The sequence below is a fragment of the Allorhizocola rhizosphaerae genome (assembly GCF_003426775.1).
GTDB classification, from domain to species: Bacteria; Actinomycetota; Actinomycetes; order Mycobacteriales; family Micromonosporaceae; genus Allorhizocola; species Allorhizocola rhizosphaerae.
This window is the reverse complement of sequence record NZ_QJUG01000072.1, coordinates 21,044-36,398: the sequence shown is the minus strand read 5'-3', so window position 1 is coordinate 36,398 and position 15,355 is coordinate 21,044. Positions and strand designations below refer to the sequence as shown.

The 15,355-nt window shown below is 67.6% G+C and carries 15 protein-coding genes; 8 read left to right on the top strand and 7 right to left on the bottom strand.

The features are described from left to right. Positions 1 to 139 precede the first annotated feature (139 nt). The 4 genes from DM816_RS17545 to DM816_RS17530 form a co-directional block, all read right to left on the bottom strand. On the bottom strand, positions 140 to 1,246 hold the full coding sequence (locus DM816_RS17545) for a winged helix DNA-binding domain-containing protein (RefSeq protein ID WP_162907570.1): 1,107 nt from the start codon (positions 1,244 to 1,246) through the stop codon (positions 140 to 142). Between the two features lie 98 nt (positions 1,247 to 1,344). Further along, positions 1,345 to 2,937, bottom strand: a complete 1,593-nt coding sequence (locus tag DM816_RS17540; RefSeq protein WP_117211321.1) for an acyl-CoA dehydrogenase family protein — start codon at positions 2,935 to 2,937, stop codon at positions 1,345 to 1,347. A gap of 244 nt (positions 2,938 to 3,181) precedes the next feature. Further along, on the bottom strand, positions 3,182 to 3,733 hold the full coding sequence (locus DM816_RS17535) for a GNAT family N-acetyltransferase (protein ID WP_246002004.1): 552 nt from the start codon (positions 3,731 to 3,733) through the stop codon (positions 3,182 to 3,184). A gap of 10 nt (positions 3,734 to 3,743) precedes the next feature. Next, positions 3,744 to 4,235: a winged helix-turn-helix transcriptional regulator gene (locus DM816_RS17530; RefSeq protein WP_117211311.1), complete on the bottom strand. Its 492-nt coding sequence runs from the start codon at positions 4,233 to 4,235 to the stop codon at positions 3,744 to 3,746. Positions 4,236 to 4,355: 120 nt separating this feature from the next. Between DM816_RS17530 and DM816_RS17525 the strand changes: the two genes are divergently transcribed. Together DM816_RS17525 and DM816_RS17520 are read left to right on the top strand one after the other, a co-directional pair. Then, entirely contained in the window at positions 4,356 to 4,844 is a 489-nt protein-coding gene (locus DM816_RS17525) for a PaaI family thioesterase (RefSeq protein ID WP_117211310.1), read from the top strand. Beyond that, the gene (locus tag DM816_RS17520; RefSeq protein WP_117211309.1) at positions 4,841 to 6,064 is read left to right on the top strand and encodes a threonine/serine exporter family protein; all 1,224 of its coding nucleotides are present in this window, start codon (positions 4,841 to 4,843) and stop codon (positions 6,062 to 6,064) included. The genes DM816_RS17525 and DM816_RS17520 overlap by 4 nt, the downstream gene beginning before the upstream one ends. Before the next feature lie 46 nt (positions 6,065 to 6,110). Here the strand turns inward: DM816_RS17520 and DM816_RS17515 are convergent, their stop codons facing one another. Together DM816_RS17515 and DM816_RS17510 are read right to left on the bottom strand one after the other, a co-directional pair. After that, entirely contained in the window at positions 6,111 to 6,794 is a 684-nt protein-coding gene (locus DM816_RS17515) for a hypothetical protein (RefSeq protein WP_170318832.1), read from the bottom strand. Positions 6,795 to 6,895: 101 nt separating this feature from the next. Next, entirely contained in the window at positions 6,896 to 7,438 is a 543-nt protein-coding gene (locus tag DM816_RS17510) for a hypothetical protein (protein WP_162907569.1), read from the bottom strand. Between the two features lie 94 nt (positions 7,439 to 7,532). On the opposite strand from DM816_RS17510, the gene DM816_RS17505 reads away from it, so the two are divergent. After that, entirely contained in the window at positions 7,533 to 8,303 is a 771-nt protein-coding gene (locus DM816_RS17505; protein ID WP_117211307.1) for an AfsR/SARP family transcriptional regulator, read from the top strand. Between the two features lie 174 nt (positions 8,304 to 8,477). Here DM816_RS17505 and DM816_RS42640 read toward each other — a convergent pair whose 3' ends face one another. After that, the gene (locus DM816_RS42640; protein WP_162907564.1) at positions 8,478 to 8,636 is read right to left on the bottom strand and encodes a hypothetical protein; all 159 of its coding nucleotides are present in this window, start codon (positions 8,634 to 8,636) and stop codon (positions 8,478 to 8,480) included. A gap of 206 nt (positions 8,637 to 8,842) precedes the next feature. Between DM816_RS42640 and DM816_RS17495 the strand changes: the two genes are divergently transcribed. From DM816_RS17495 to DM816_RS17475, 5 genes are all read left to right on the top strand, one after another. Continuing rightward, complete coding sequence (locus DM816_RS17495; protein ID WP_170318831.1) at positions 8,843 to 9,439, top strand: LemA family protein; 597 nt, start codon at positions 8,843 to 8,845, stop codon at positions 9,437 to 9,439. Further along, entirely contained in the window at positions 9,439 to 11,313 is a 1,875-nt protein-coding gene (locus DM816_RS17490; protein ID WP_117211305.1) for a M48 family metallopeptidase, read from the top strand. The genes DM816_RS17495 and DM816_RS17490 overlap by 1 nt, the downstream gene beginning before the upstream one ends. A gap of 96 nt (positions 11,314 to 11,409) precedes the next feature. Next, positions 11,410 to 12,894 carry a sugar ABC transporter ATP-binding protein gene (locus DM816_RS17485; RefSeq protein ID WP_117211304.1) on the top strand — a complete coding sequence of 495 codons (1,485 nt, stop codon included), beginning with the start codon at positions 11,410 to 11,412 and terminating at the stop codon, positions 12,892 to 12,894. Further along, entirely contained in the window at positions 12,891 to 13,823 is a 933-nt protein-coding gene (locus DM816_RS17480) for an ABC transporter permease (RefSeq protein WP_246002003.1), read from the top strand. Before DM816_RS17485 ends, DM816_RS17480 begins: the two co-directional genes overlap by 4 nt. A gap of 58 nt (positions 13,824 to 13,881) precedes the next feature. Then, positions 13,882 to 15,351 (top strand): amino acid permease, encoded by a 1,470-nt coding sequence (locus DM816_RS17475; protein ID WP_117211302.1) that lies wholly within the window; start codon positions 13,882 to 13,884, stop codon positions 15,349 to 15,351. The last annotated feature ends 4 nt before the right edge of the window (positions 15,352 to 15,355 follow it).

Genomic DNA, 15,355 nt, shown 5'->3' with positions numbered 1-15,355 from the left:
GCGCCTGGACCCAAAAGTGGATGCGCCGGCCTGACCCTCTACGCCGTGCTGCGGCTCCTGCAACCCATACTCATGGTCATCACCGGCGCATGCCACATCTGCAACCGCACATTCGACGACACAACATAACAAAGTACTACTAGGTAGGGTTGCCCTTCTGAAAGCCCCGCGGCATGGGTCCGGGCTTCGTGACTTCCTTGATGACGAGCCGTGGCGGCAGGCCGAGAAACCGGCCGAGCAGGTCGGCGTGCTCCTGCACCGCTTCGGCGTGCAGCGGTGCGACCGGCCGGATTTCGATGGTGACTCGGGTCTTGCCGATCGTGCGCTTCCACAGCGCGAGCACCTGGCCGTCCTCCACTGCCGTGGCATAAAACATGCCGTTGTGCGTGGAGATGGGCACGGGACCATACTTCTCGTACGACGGGCCGCGATCCTTGTAGCCGATGAGCAGTTCGTCATAGGCGGGCAGCAGATGCGTGCCTTCACCGGCGCTCGAATTCGGGGACAGCCAATACTCCTTGCCGCCCAAGCGTTCGCACACGAGGTCGCCCTGCACCGCGTCCAGACCCAGCTGCGCCTCCGGCACCCTGAGCCCGGTCCAGTTCGCGAAATCCGCCAGGGTCGCGGGCCCGTGGCTGGGAAAGAACCGCTTCGCCAGCTCCACAATGGACTCCTCGTATGTCAGCTTGCGCTGGCGCGGCGCCCACTCGTCCAGCAGCACGAAGGTCTGCTCCTTGCCCTGAGGCGGCCCCGGGCAGAGCACACCGGTCTGGCACAGCAACCCGAAGATGAAGTAGCTTTGCTGCCTGTCGTTGGGAATGCCGGCCGCCTTCAACACATCGATCATCGCCGCGCGCGTGACAACGTTGCCACCGCTCAGGGCCGCGACGATCGCCTTCTCTGCCCGCGCCATCGCCTTCTTGTCCATCGCGTGGTATTCCCAGGCCTTCGGCGTCGCCTTGGCCACGCCGCGCTTGCCGAGCAGTTCAAGCATCCAGGCGGCGTCCTCGGCCAGAATAAAATGGAGGGTACCGCGCATAATCCACATGCGCAGGATCGTGCCCGCCTGCAACGCCTTCTCCACGCCGGCGATGGTCGCCTCGCGCATGCGCAAACCGACCGCCCACAGCGCCTGGGCATAGTCCTGCGCTTGCACGGCGCCGAGCCACCGCACGACCTCTTCCGGCGTCTCACACTTGCTTGCGGTGATGCGCTGGTTGGACAGGCGAATCTGCGCGATCTTCATATGTGCACCTTCGAAACGGACGGCTACCCGCATGCTAAGCCCGCAGCCTCAAGCCCGACTCGTCCCACACTCGGGCCGGAGCCCGGTGGAGGCCGGGCTTAGCGGGGCAGGGCGCGCTCCACGAGGGTTTGGGTGTCCACTGTGGAGGGGAGGGAGCCGAACACGCCGGACCAGTCGCCGTCCAGGCGGGTGGCGCAGAAGGCGTCGGCGACAGCGTGAGGAGCGTGGCGCACGAGCAGGGAGGCTTGCAGGCACACGGCCATCAGCGCCGTCGTGCGGCGGGCCGTGGCCTGGTCGAGCTCGGTGAGCTGCTTTTCCAACCGTTTGACCGCCGAGTCCAGCCGTGCGTCGGCGCCCCTCGCGAGGGCGAGCTCGTCATGGAAGGCGGTCACGCTGTCGGGCTGCTTTGCCATGGCGCGCAACGTGTCCAGCGCGATGACGTTGCCCGAACCCTCCCAGATGGAGTTGAGCGGCGCCTCGCGGTACAGCCGCGGCATCCCGCTGTCTTCGACATAACCGTTGCCGCCCAAGCACTCTAGCGCCTCTGCCGCCACCGTCGAGGCGCGCTTGCACACCCAGAACTTGGCCACGGCCGTGGCCAACCGTCCAAACGCGACCTCGCCCGCGTCGACCGCCGCCGCGAGGCGCAACGCCAACGCCGTGGCCGCCTCCGATTCGACGGCCAGATCGGCCAGGACTACCCGCATCAACGGCTGGTCGATGAGCAGAGCACCGAATGCCTGACGCAACGACGAATGGTGCACGGCTTGGACGAGCGCCGCGCGCATCAGACCCGCCGACCCCACGACGCAGTCGAGCCGCGTCATCTGCACCATGTCGATGATGGTGGGCACGCCGCGCCCTTCCGGGCCGACCCGCCACGCCGCCGTGCCCTCGAACTCCACCTCCGACGAGGCGTTGGACCGGTTGCCCAGCTTGTCCTTCAGCCGCTGGATCCGGAACACGTTGCGCGTCCCGTCGGGCAGCACGCGCGGCAACAGAAAACAGGTCAGCCCGCCCGGTGCCTGCGCCAGCACCAGGAACAGATCGCTCATCGGCGCCGAGCAGAACCACTTGTGCCCGGTCAGCAGATACTGTCCGTCGCCTGTCGGGGTGGCACGGGTCGTGTTGGCCCGCACGTCGGAGCCGCCCTGCTTCTCGGTCATCGCCATGCCCGCGATGAGGCCGCGCTTCTCCGACGGCGGGCGCAGGCCGAAGTCGTACTCCGTACTGGTGAGGCCAGGCTCGTAAAGCGCGGCCAGAGCGGGCTCGTGCCGCAGCGCGGGCACGATCGCGTATGTCATCGAGATCGGGCACCCGTGCCCGGCCTCGATCTGCGCGCCCAGATATGCGGCTGCCGCACGCTCCACGTGCGAACCGGAGGCCCACGGTGCGGCGTGGGCGCCCGCCCCTACCGCATTGGCCATCAGCTCATGCCATGCCGGGTGATATTCGACCTCGTCCACCCGATGCCCATACCGATCATGCGTCCGCAACACGGGCGGATACGCGTGCGCCAGCCGTGCCAGCTCCTGCGCGTGCGCCGAACCCGCATACCGCCCGAGCTCGTGCAGCGGCTCGGGCGAAACGCCCAAGCGTGCAACCCCCTCGGCCAGCCCCCGATCGATGGCGAACGCGTCGTAGTCGACCATCGGGCTCGACTGGTTGGTGACCTCATGCGTGGTACCCACAAACAGCAGCATACGGACGCCGAAGGCGAACGTGTCGTGCCGCAGCCGACCGCGTCACGAGCACGTCCGCCTTGCCACCGCCAACAAAGGGCAATGGCGTCAGCCCGCCAGGCGGAATGGACCGGCATGCGCCGGTCCGACCGCCTGACTCGGGCCCGCTGGATCGACGGGGCCCGGCCGCGAGTTGGAAGGACTCATACCTGCCGATCCTGAGGGGTACGGCTACACGGCGGCTACGCGAAACCTATGCGCGCGGGTTGACCAGCCGGTACAGCACATGCGGCCGCAGCGGGCCGCCGGGGCTCAGGCGCGGGTGCTCGAAGTCGTCGGCCGGATCGCGGGTCATGCCGAGCCGCTGCATGACCCGCTGCGACCGCACATTGGTCCGGGACGTGAACGAGACGATCTCGCGCAGGCGCGCGATGTCGAACCCGAACGCGATCGCCGCACGGGCGGCCTCCGTCGCGTAGCCGTGCCCCCACGCGTGCCGGGCAAGCCGCCACCCGATCTCGACCGCAGGAGTGAAGTGGGCCTCGAATGACACCGGCGACAGCCCGGTGAACCCGATGAACTCGCCGGTCGCCGCGATCTCAAGGGCCCACAGCCCGAAGCCGTGCCGGGTGAAGCCCTGCTCGATCCGCGCCACCATGACGTCGCTCTGTTCCTGGCTCAGCGGGGCCGGGAAGTGCTCCATGACCTCCGGATCCGCGTTCAGGGCGGCGAACGGGTCGAGATCGGTCTCGCGCCAGCCGCGGAGCAACAATCGCTTGGTTTGGATGCCTGCGCCCGGATTCACCCGGCAGAATCTACACGTGCCGGGACCGTGCGGAGAAGGCACGCGCGCCGGGTCCGGGGCGCGGTGCCACGTCCCGCGGTTTGATCTCGCCATGACCGTCCTCACAGGACAGTCGCACGACGACCCGGGAACCGCAGTCGCGGTGGGCGATCTCGACCGGGGGCCCGTCGGGGTCGGCGAGGTGGCGGTCGCCCCATTCGAGGACCGCGACCAGCACCGGATAGAGATCGAAGCCCTTCTCGGTCAGGCGGTATTCGTGGCGCAGCCGCGCACCGGGCTCCCGGTATGGCTCGCGCCGCAGGATGCCCTCCTCGACCAGCAGCGCGAGCCGGTTGGCCAGCACCTGCCGGGGCACATCCGTATGGGCGCGCATGTCGTCGAACCGCCGCACCCCGTTGAACACCTCGCGCAGCACCACAAAGGTCCACCGCTCGCCGAGCACCGCCATGGCCCGCCCGACCGTGCAGTTGTCGACGGAGTACGCCAGCGCAGGGGGCTTCAATGCCTCCCTCCGCTTCGCTCCGTGGGGCATGACTGTTGATTCACTCGGGGCAAGCCCTCGCTCATGTGACAAAGGCTAAGTCTCGTTGACAGACTCAGCAACCGGTGCGACGCTGCTCGCATGATTTCGCGGGCTCGCACGTTCAGCTGGGCCGAACCCGGTACCAACATAGAAAAGGTCATCGGCCTGGACGGCCTGCAACAGCTACGGGCGATGATCGACGGGGAGGTGCCGCGTCCGCCCATTATGGACCTGATGGACTTCGAAGGGTTCGAAGCCGAGTTCGGGCGCGTCGCGGTCACCATGCGCGCGCAGGAGTTCCACTACAACCCGCTCGGCGGCGTCCACGGCGGCGTGATCGCCACGCTTCTGGACACGGCGGCCGCGTGTTCGGTGCACTCGACGCTCAAGGTCGGCGAGCTCTACACCTCGCTCGATCTGACAACCAAGTTCCTGCGCCCGGTGACCGTCGACTCCGGACTGCTGCGCTGCGAGGGGCGCGTGCTCAACCGGGGCCGGCGCACCGCGCTCGCCCAGGCCGAGCTCACCGATCAAGCGGGCAAGCTGGTTGCCCACGCGACCTCCACGTGCCTCATAATGCCCGCGTGACCCCGGCCCAGACCGACCTGCTCGAATTCCTCCGGCGCTGCGGCGTGGCGCTGTGTCTCGCGGGCGAGGCGGCCAGCCGCATCCCCGAGGAGATGGAGGCCATCGCCGACGCCTACGGCGTGCGCGACGTCGAATTTCTCGTTGTGCCAACGGGAGTCTTCGTGCGCATTGCGGGCGCCGACGGGGTCACCGTCGATTTCATGAACGCCGATGGCCCGCCGCTGCGGCTCGACCAGATCGACAGCCTGTACAAGCTCATGGCCGACATCCGGGCCAGACCCATCCCTCCCGCCGAGGCGACGAAACTCCTGGAGGAGATCGTCGACTCGCAGCCCCGATTCAACGCGTTCACGCGCGTGCTCGGGCACGCCGTGCTGACGGTGGGTCTCGGGCTGCTCGTGGTCCGCGACGGGCGGGCGCTCGCGGCGCTGGCCGTGCTCGGGTTCCTGGTGGGCGTGCTGCGCTGGATCGCCGAGCGCGTCCAGGTGCTCTCGCTCGCGCTCCCGGTCATCGCCGCGATCGCCGTCACGGCGTTGGCGTATCGATTCAGCCCAGACCTGGGATTGAACGCCTCAGCTCTGCTCATCCCTCCTCTGGTCGCCTTTCTTCCCGGTACCGCGCTGACGCTCGGCGCGCAGGAGATAGCCACCCGATCCATGATCAGCGGGGCCTCGCGAATGGTCTCGGGCATGTACATGTTGCTACTACTCACCTTTGGTATTTATGTCGGCGTCGCCGTCGCGGCCACCCCGCAGCCGGCCGGGCAGCCGCTCGACCTCGGTTGGTGGGGCCCGCTCATCGGGGTGGTCGTCTTCGGCCTCGGGATGTATGTCAACAGTTCGGCGCCCCGGCGCTCCCTGCTCTGGCTGCTCGTCATGCTGCTGATAACCTTTGGCGCGCAACAGCTTGGGGGCTATGTCGGCGGCGCGCTCTTCAGCGCGTTCACCGGTGGTTTGGTGGTCGTGCCGATCGCGACCGTCGTGCAGAAGCTCAAGGGCCCGCCCGCGCAGGTGGCCATCCTGCCCGCATTTTGGCTTCTCGTGCCCGGCGCGCTGGGGTTGGCCGGCGTTACCGGGCTGGTCGCGCTTGGTCCGGGCGGGCAGGGCCTGATCAACGCGTTCCTCACGGTGATCGCGGTCGCCCTCGGCGTGCTCGTCGGCTCCTCCCTCACGGCCACCGCGACGGCCCGCTCGCGCTTGCTCACCAGTCGTGCGGCGTAGATCTTGGAAGGTTGTGCACGCTATAGCGTGTAAAACCTTCCAAGATTCAGCCGCCGAGCACGTTCACCGCACGGGCGATCACGAGCGCGACGGTCACGAGCGAGATCGCCGACTCGAGCATCATCGCGAGCTTGGCCCAGCGCGACAGGGGCATGGCGTCGGTCGGGCTGAACGCCGTCGCGTTGGTGAACGACACATACAGGTAGTCCAGAAATTCCGGCTCCCAATCTTTCGCAGCCACACCGGGCGTGGCCATCTGCGGGAACAGGAAGTCCGGTGCCTCCATGCGGTTGTTGGCCCGCGCCGCGGGCCCGCCACGATCGAACTCCCAAAACCACAATCCAAACACGATCACATTGGTCAGCCAGATGGCCCCGCCGTTGCGCACGAGCTCGGCCGCGGGCAGGTCGCCGCGCCCGGCGACCATGTCGTAGCTGAGCAACGCCACCGACCACAGCGTGGCGAAGCTCGCCAGCGACACGAGCAGCAGCCCGCACACCCGCAGGAAGGCCGACTCACGGTTGATGCGAAACGGGTTGGCGGCCATGAGCACCACGAGGATCGCCAACTCCAGCGCGGGGATGAGCCATGCCGGGCGGAACGCGTACTGCCTCGGCACGAGGAACTGCAAGACCAGCAGGGCCACGACGGCGAGGGCGACGCCGATGCGCTGCTCCCCCTCGGTGACCCGCTGCCAGGCCGGGACGCGACCGCCTGACTGGGAAGACATGGCGACCATCCTGCCGCAGACGATCACACGGGGTCCGGCGACACGCCCGTCCACATCGGAGGCCGGAGCGGTGTCCCGCCCCAGCCTCCGGATCCTTTGCGCTACCGCATCACGGCTCGCCGGGCCAACACGATCACCAACCACATGAGCGCCACGTAGACGGGCAGCCCGTACGTGAACTGGTAGGTCATGCTCAGCGCGAGCGGAACATCCTTCGCCGGTTCGAGTGCGCGTCCATCACCGAAAATTTCAGTGATTTTGTCGGCCAGCCACGTGCCGCGGCTGATGAAGGCGTCGTGCAAAATCGGGCCTGGCGTCGTGGCTAGGGCGAACCACGCGCCGCCGAACAGGGCGAAACGATGCGGCCGAAGTGCGCCGGGCTCCACCATGGCGTACCGTGTGGCGAAGGGCAGGAGCACGAAGAGCACGGGCGTTAGCGCGAAGACTCCGGCTGTCGAGTCCACGAACCAGTGCACCACAGGGCTGATCGCTGGACCCCCCTCGCCCAAAATCACGGCGTGGAGAAGGAACGCGGCTGCGCCGCCGAGGTAGATCATGACTACGGCGGTGAATCCCAATAGCAGCCAGGACGATCGCCGCCGGTAGAAATCGATAACTACATCGACGTTTGGCATTGTTTTCATGCCATCATCCTGCGAAATACCACTTGCAGGCGACTTTCCAACGACTTGCGTCTAACTTGTGAGTGAAATACATGAATGCAAATCAGGAGGTGCGATGCGATTCGCGATCCTGGGACCGCTGGCGGTATTCAGCCCACGGGGGCCGGTGCACATCGAGGGCGCAAAGCGGCGTACCCTCCTCATCGCGCTGCTCGCGGGGGCGAACCGGCTCGTGTCCTTCGACGAGCTCACGGAGTGGCTCTGGCCGGAGGGGCCACCGCGATCGGCCATGCTCGTGATGCAGGCGCATGTGTCCGTCCTAAGGCGACAGTTGGAGCCCGAACGGGCGCCGCGCTCACAGCCTCAGCTCCTGCTCACCGTGCTGCCCGGCTACATGATGCGCCTGGAGAAGGACCAACTCGACATCCTCGAGTTTGAGGCGCTGGTTCAGGCGGGTACCCAATCGCTGCAAAGGGGTCACACGGAGGTGGCAGCGCGGCAACTGGCCGCGGCGCTTGATCTCTGGACCGGAGAAGCACTGTGCGGAGCCCGGCACCTACCCGCAGCGCAACACGAGATTGCCCGGCTTGACGAGCTGCGCTTGACCGCCACCGGGCTACGCATCGAGGCCTGTCTGCAAATCGGGCTCTACGATGACGTCATCCCGCAACTCACCCGACTGATCGTGGATCACCCGTTCCACGAGCGGTTTTACGCCCAACTGATGATCGCCCTGGCCCGGTCTGGGCGGCGCGCCGAAGCCCTAGCGGTGTACCGCCGAGCCCAGGAGATCCTCGCGGCGGAGCTCGACGTGGAGCCAGGAGACGACCTGCGCCGACTGCAGGCCGAGATTGTTTCCGGCGTCGCGGGCCTGCCGCACGCCTGAAGGGGGCCGGGCCTGCCACACGCCTGAAGACGGGCCCGGGCTGCCACACGCCGGAGATTCGTCGTGGCGCGACAGAGTCGTCGTGGGCGCGAGCCATCGCGCCCCACGATGCAAAAGACAAAATCGCGATTCTTGAATGGTTCCAATTCACAGTCTGGATTGATTCCAGTCAAATTAGCGGAGGGTGGTGCCCGAGTTGACGTCCATCACCTGCTGGTAGTGCTCATCGGACATGCCGGCCACCGGCACCCGCCCGACCAGATGATCCGCGTTGCACCACGATGTCCAGCCGCCAAGGCCGAGACCGCACCCGCGCACCACCCGGTCGACCACCCCGGCTCGGCGAGATCGCCCTGCGCGGCCACGTCAAAACCCGAAGGCGGACCGGTCCGTCGATAATGGACCGCCACCGGGCACCCGTCGTCGGCGAGGGCCCGCGCGATCGCGGCGCCGATCCCGTGCCCCGCGCCCGTCACCAGCGCCCTGCGAATTCGGCGGTCCTCGCCCCGGCTGTCGGTCATGACCGTTAGTCTGGCGGGATGGAATGGTTAGTGGGTATCGGCTGCCTGGTGCTGCTCGCGCTGGTCATCGTTGGCTATGCCGTCTCTGTCTACAACGGACTGGTGCGGGCCCGCAACACCTACAAGAACGCCTTCGCGCAGATCGACGTGCAGCTCAAGCGGCGGCACGATCTCATACCCAACCTGGTCGAGACGGCCAAGGCCTACATGAAGCACGAGCGCGAGACCCTCGACGCCGTGATCCAGGCGCGCAACGGGGCCGTCAGCGCGCAGACCGCGGCCGCCGCCAACCCCGGAGACCCGGCCGCCATGCAGCAGCTCTCGGGTGCCGAAAACATGCTCACGCAGACCCTGGGCAGGTTGTTCGCGCTGGCCGAGGCCTACCCCGACCTCAAGGCCAACCAGAACATGATGCAACTGTCGGAGGAGCTGACCTCCACCGAAAACAGGGTCGCGTTCGCGCGCCAGGCCTACAACGATGCCGTCATGAACTACAACAACAAGCGGGAGACGTTCCCGTCGAGCGTGGTCGCCGGCATGTTCAACTTCGCGCCGGCCGCGCTGTTCGAGACGGACAACCCGCAGGAGCGCGAGGCGCCCAGGGTCCAGTTCTGATGAACTTCTTCGACCGGCAACGGGATCTGCGCCGCATGTCCGTGCGGCTCGTGCTGCTGTTCGCCATCGCGGTCGTGGGCATCATCGTGACCGTCGACCTGGCCGTGCTGATCGCGCTCAACGCGTTCGGCACGTCGTCTCCCGCGCGGCTGTGGGGGATCGTGGGGGTCGTCTCGCTCGCGACGGCCGGCGGCATCGCGGTCGCCACGCTCTATCGCATGGCCACGCTGCGTGGGGGCGGCGGGAGGGTGGCTCGCGAGCTGGGCGGCGACTACGTGCCCGAGGACACCACCGATCCGCAGCTGCGGCGGCTGCGCAACGTGGTCGAGGAGATCGCGATCGCGAGCGGGGTACCGGTACCGGAAATATATGTTCTTCAAAACGAAGGATCGATCAACGCCTTCGCCGCGGGCTGGTCCACATCGGATGCCGCCATCGCCGTGACGCGCGGCGCGCTCGAACGGCTCAACCGCGACGAGTTGCAGGGCGTCATCGCGCACGAGTTCAGCCACGTCGTCAACGGCGACATGCGGCTCAACATCCGGCTGATGGGCCTGCTGTTCGGCATCCTGTTCCTCGCGGTGATGGGCGAGACGATCCTGCGCGCGGGCGCGTTCACCCGGTCGCGGGACGGCAAGGGCGGCGCCAATCCTCTGCCGCTCATCGGGATCGCGCTGCTCGTCGCCGGCTACATAGGCGTCCTGATTGGACGGATCATCAAGGCTTCGGTGTCGCGCAAACGGGAATACCTCGCCGATGCGAGCGCTGTGCAGTTCACGCGGCAGACGGCGGGCCTGGCGGGAGCGCTGAAGAAGATCGCGGGCCTGCCGGCCGGGTCCACGCTGGCCGCGCCGAAAAACGAGGAGGTCGCGCACATGCTGTTCGCGGCGGGCAAGCTGCGCGAGCTTTTCGCGACCCACCCGCCGCTGCCGGACCGGATCAAGGCGCTCGACCCGACGTTCGACCCGGCCCAGTTGCAGGTGCTGGCGCAGCGGTGGGCACGGACACCGCCCATGGGGCTGGAGGAGGACCGCACGCTCGGGCTCGCGGAGGCGTCCAATGTGCAGGCTCTGCCGGAGGATGTGGTGTCGAGCATCGGCTCGCCCACGGAGGCTTCCTATCAGCACGCCACCGCGCTGCTCGGGCGCATCCCGCCGGGCATACAGGATCGGGCGCGCAGCGTCGACCACGTCATCCCGCTGATCCTGGGGCTGCTGCTGTCGTCCGACCCGCAGGTGCGGTCGCGGCAGCTGTCCGATCTGGCCGGGCTCTACGGGCAGCCCGTCGCCGACGCGTGCGCGCAGGAGGCATCGGTGCTGTCCACCTTGGACCCGTTGCTGCGATTGCCGTTGGCGGAGTTGGGATTCTCGGCACTGCGCCACCGCACGGAGCCGGAGCAGCGGGAGGCACTCAACGCCATCTATGCCCTGATCCACGCGGACGGCCGGATCAGCGTGTTCGAATATTGCCTGTCCGCCATGCTGCACGAGCACCTGTACCAGCACATGCACCCCAAGCCGCACTGGCACAGCGAGCGCCGGCCGCTGCGCAAGAGCGCCGCCGAGGCCGCCTCGCTGCTCGCGGTCCTCGCCCAGGCGGGCGGGCCCGACCCGGGCCCCGCCTACGCCGAGGGGTTCGCGATCGCGTTCCCCGGGCAGCAGCCCGCGGCCTACGTGCCGCCGCCGCGCGGTGTGCTGGAGCTGGAGTCCGGCTGGCACGCCCTGCGCGAGCTCAACCCGGAGGGCAAGGAGCAGCTGGTGCGGGCGTGCGTCGCGGTCATCGGCCACGACCGGCAGATGTCGGTCAGCGAGTTGGAGCTGCTGCGCACCGTGTGCTCGATCCTGCAGTGCCCGCTCCCCGCGCTCGCGCGATAGCGCGGAGGCTTATTTCCGGCCAGCCCGGCATCAAGGGGATATTCGATTGAAGAACCTCCTTGTGCCGATGGCCTGATCGGACGCATTCTCTTCACCGTGTCCGCGGTAGTGGCATCGGCGCATGGCGTCTCGAAACGGTACGGGCCGACGCAGGCCCTGTCCGGCGTGCACCTCGCGGCCCAGGCCGGCGAGGTCCACGGGCTGGCCGGGCACAGCGGCGCGGGCAAGTCCACGCTGGTGCGCATCCTGGCCGGACTGACCACACCGGACAGCGGGCGGGTGCGCTTCGACGGGCAGGCCGCGCCTCCGCTGTCCGACCGCCCGGCGTGGCATGGCAAGGTCGCGTGCGTCCACCAGCGACCGCTGCTCATCCCGCAGCTCACCGTGGCGGAAAACCTCTTCCTGAACCGGCAGACCGACGGGCAACTGATCAACTGGAAAGCGTTGCGGCGGCGGGCTTCCCACATTCTTGAAGGCTATGGGGTACCGGTAAAGCCCTCGCTTTTGGCCAAGGAGCTCACGGTCGAGCAGCGCCAGCTGGTGGAGATCGCGCGGGCGGTGTCGACCGGCGCGCGTTTCGTCATCCTCGACGAGCCGACGGCACGGCTCGACGGTGCCGCGATCGACAGGTTGTTCGCGAGCATGCGGGCGTTGCAGGACAACGGCGTGACGTTTCTGTATGTCGTGCACCGGATGCAAGAGCTGTATGACATTTGCCAGGCGGTCACCGTGCTGCGCGATGGTCGCAGCGTGCTGTCGGCAGCGGTCGACGGGTTGTCCCATCGGGACCTGTCGCACGCGCTCACCGGGGAGGGACAGCCCGGACCGTTGGCGATCGAGGCTGGGCCCGCGCAGGCTCCTAAGCCGAAACCAAAGGGGCGCAAGAAGAAGGTGGAGGAGGAGCCTGCACGTGAGGTCGTGCTCAGCGTGGCGGGGCTGTCGCTTGTGGACCATTTCGAGGGCATCGATCTCGACGTGGGCGTTGGCGAAATCGTTGGCGTCACGGGCTCGGCGAGCAGTGGCAAAATCGCGTTCGCGGAGTGCGTGGCAGGCGTGCGCACACCTTCTGCGGGCACGATAGCGCCGGTGGACGTCGGCTACATGCCGTCGCGCGCCGGGCTCATCCCGGCGCTGTCGATCGCCGAAAACGTGACCCTGCCGATCGCCGGGCGGCTGACGCGGCGCGGTGTCCTCTCCCCCAAACTCGTGCGCGAGGCGGGAAGCAAGGCGATCGCCGACTTCGGCATCCAGGCCCGCGGGCCGCGGCAGCCGGTCGGCCGGCTCCCGGCCGGGGAGGGGCAAAAGGTCGTGCTCGCCCGTGCGCTGGCCACTGAACCGCAAGCGCTCGTGGCGGTCAATCCGACCGCCGGGGTCGACATGCGGGCCAAGGCTTCGCTGCTGAATTCGCTCAAGGTGGCGGCGAGCAACGGGGTGGCCGTGCTGCTCGTGTCCGGCGATCTCGACGATCTGCGGATCTGTGACCGGGTGCTGGTGTTGTTCCACGGCCGGGTCGCGCTCGAAGCCCCGAAGGGCTGGACCGAATCCGGCGTCGTGTCGGCGATAGAAGGTGTGAGCCCGTGAGACTTCGCGACCTGGTGCTGCTCCCGGTGATAGGCGTGCTGCTGGGTGCGGGCGTTTTGCTCGACACCGGATTTTTATCGGGCTTGATCGATCTGCTTCACCGGCACAGCGAGCTCGCCCTGCTCGTGCTGGCCGAGGCGGTCATCCTGATCGGAGGGCGGATCGACCTGTCACTGGAGTCCACGGCCGGGCTGGCGCCCGCGCTCGCGATCGGGCTCGTGCTGCCGGTGGCGGCGGGCGGACTCGGCGTCGGGCTGCCGGTGTGGCTCGCGATCCCGCTTGTGCTGCTCATTGGGGCCGTGGTCGGCGGGGCCAACGGCCTGATGATCCTGCAATTCCGGCTGCCGGCGTTCGCCGTGACACTGGGCATGCTGGTCGTGCTGGGCGGACTGCACGCCGGGCTTGCTTTCGGCGAAGGGTCGTCTTCGGTCCCCGCCTCGGTCGCCTATCTGGGCCGGGCGCGCTGGCTCGGGCTGCCCGCATCGATCTGGATCTGTGCGCTGCTGTTCGCCGCGGCCATGGTCTTTCTCCAGTTTTTCCGATACGGCCGTGCGATCTACGCCATCGGCGGCAACCTCGACGCCGCACGGGCGGCGGGCGTGCAGACCAAGCCGGTCTTGTGGATCATCTTCGTGGCGGGTGGTGTCATCGCCTCGCTGGCGGGCCTCCTGGGCTCGGTCGACAAGGCGCCACCCGGCCCGAGCCTCATCTTCATGGTCCTCGCCGCGGCGATGATCGGGGGTGTGAGTCTGAGCGGCGGCCAGGGCACCTTGTTCGGCGCGCTGTGCGGTGTGCTGGTGATCGCGCTACTCAACGGCGTGCTGAACGCTGCAGGCCTTGGCGCGCAATGGCTTCCCGCCGCACACGGCGCGATCATCCTCGTGGCTGTTACCCTGACCAAGATACACATCCGTCGATCACGAACCTAGGTCCATTCTCGACGGCGTGTCGTGACACCAACTGCATGGTCAATCGGGAGGACACCTCGTGAGTGATGAGCAACGATTGGCGGAACTCGGATACAAGCAGGAACTGAGGCGCAAGCTTTCGGGCTTCTCCAACTTCGCGATCTCCTTCTCGATCATCTCGATCCTGGCCGGCGCGATCACGTCGTACTCGATCGCCATGGCCGCGGGTGGTCCCATGGCCATCACGCTGGGCTGGCTGTTCGTCGGCGGGATGGTGACCCTTGTCGCGCTCGCGATGGCCGAGGTGTGCTCGGTCTATCCCACCGCCGGCGCGCTGTATTGGTGGTCGCACGCGCTCGCGAGGCGCAACAAGGCGGCGTGGGCGTGGTTTGTCGGCTGGTTCAACTTCCTGGGCGAGATCGCCGTCACCGCCGCCATCGACTTCGGCGCCGCGATCACGACGATGGCGTTCATCAGCTTCAACTTCGGGCCGGAGGTGACGCCGGAGCGCACGTTTCTGGTGTTCCTCGTGATCATCGTGCTGCACGGGTTGCTGAACACGTTCGGCGTCAACCTGGTGCGCATCCTGTCCGACATCAGCGCGTGGTGGCATCTGCTCGGGGTCGCGTTCATCGTCGGGGTGCTCGCGATCGTGCCCGACCGGCACAAGCCGCTGTCAGAGGTGTTCTTCGAGGTGCACAACGCGACCGGCTTCACGTTCGCGGGCGCGGCCGTCTACGCCGTCCTGATTGGACTGCTGATGGCGCAATATACCTACACGGGGTACGACGCGAGCGCGCACGTCGCCGAGGAGACGCACGACGCGGCACGGGCGGCGCCACGCGGGATCGTCATGTCGGTGGTGGTTTCGGTCATCGCCGGGTTCTTCCTGCTCACGGCGATCACATGGTCCATTCAGGACTATGAGGCCGCACGGACCACCGCGCTGGGCCTGCCGCCCGCGCAGATCTTCATCGACGCGGCCGGTGAGCAGCTCGGCATCTGGCTGCTGTTCGTGTGCGTGGTGGCCCAGTTCTTCTGCGGCATGGCGTCGGTGACGGCCAACTCGCGGATGGCCTTCGCGTTCAGCCGGGATGGCGCCCTGCCCGGCTCGCGATGGTGGCGGAAGGTCAATCCCCGGACGGGTACCCCGACGAATTCGATCTGGCTCTGCGTGGCATGCTCTACGCTGCTCGTGGTGCCCTCGATCTGGAACTCGACCGCGTACTACGCGGCCACATCTATCGCCGTGATTGGCCTCTATATCTCGTATGTGGCGCCGGTGCTCCTGCGCCGGCTGCGGCCCGACTTCCAGCCCGGCCCGTGGAACCTGGGGCGGTGGAGCCCGGTGATCGGCTGGGCCGCGATCGTGTGGGTCGGCGTCATCGGCGTCCTGTTCGTGCTCCCGCCGGCCAGCCCGATCACGCCCCGGACGTTCAACTACACGATCGTCGCCGTGGCGGTGGTGCTGGGCGGCGCCTGGCTGTGGTGGCGGCTCAGCGCGCGGCACTGGTTCACGGGGCCGCAAAGCACTGTGGATACCGATTGATTTG

Coding starts and splice junctions, on each gene's coding strand:
- DM816_RS17515 (WP_170318832.1), bottom strand. CDS start 6,794: ATGTCTTCCCAGTCAGGCGGTCGCGTCCCGGCCTGGCAGCGGGTCACC.
- DM816_RS17525 (WP_117211310.1), top strand. CDS start 4,356: ATGATTTCGCGGGCTCGCACGTTCAGCTGGGCCGAACCCGGTACCAAC.
- DM816_RS17505 (WP_117211307.1), top strand. CDS start 7,533: ATGCGATTCGCGATCCTGGGACCGCTGGCGGTATTCAGCCCACGGGGG.
- DM816_RS17490 (WP_117211305.1), top strand. CDS start 9,439: ATGAACTTCTTCGACCGGCAACGGGATCTGCGCCGCATGTCCGTGCGG.
- DM816_RS17545 (WP_162907570.1), bottom strand. CDS start 1,246: ATGAAGATCGCGCAGATTCGCCTGTCCAACCAGCGCATCACCGCAAGC.
- DM816_RS17510 (WP_162907569.1), bottom strand. CDS start 7,438: ATGAAAACAATGCCAAACGTCGATGTAGTTATCGATTTCTACCGGCGG.
- DM816_RS17495 (WP_170318831.1), top strand. CDS start 8,843: ATGGAATGGTTAGTGGGTATCGGCTGCCTGGTGCTGCTCGCGCTGGTC.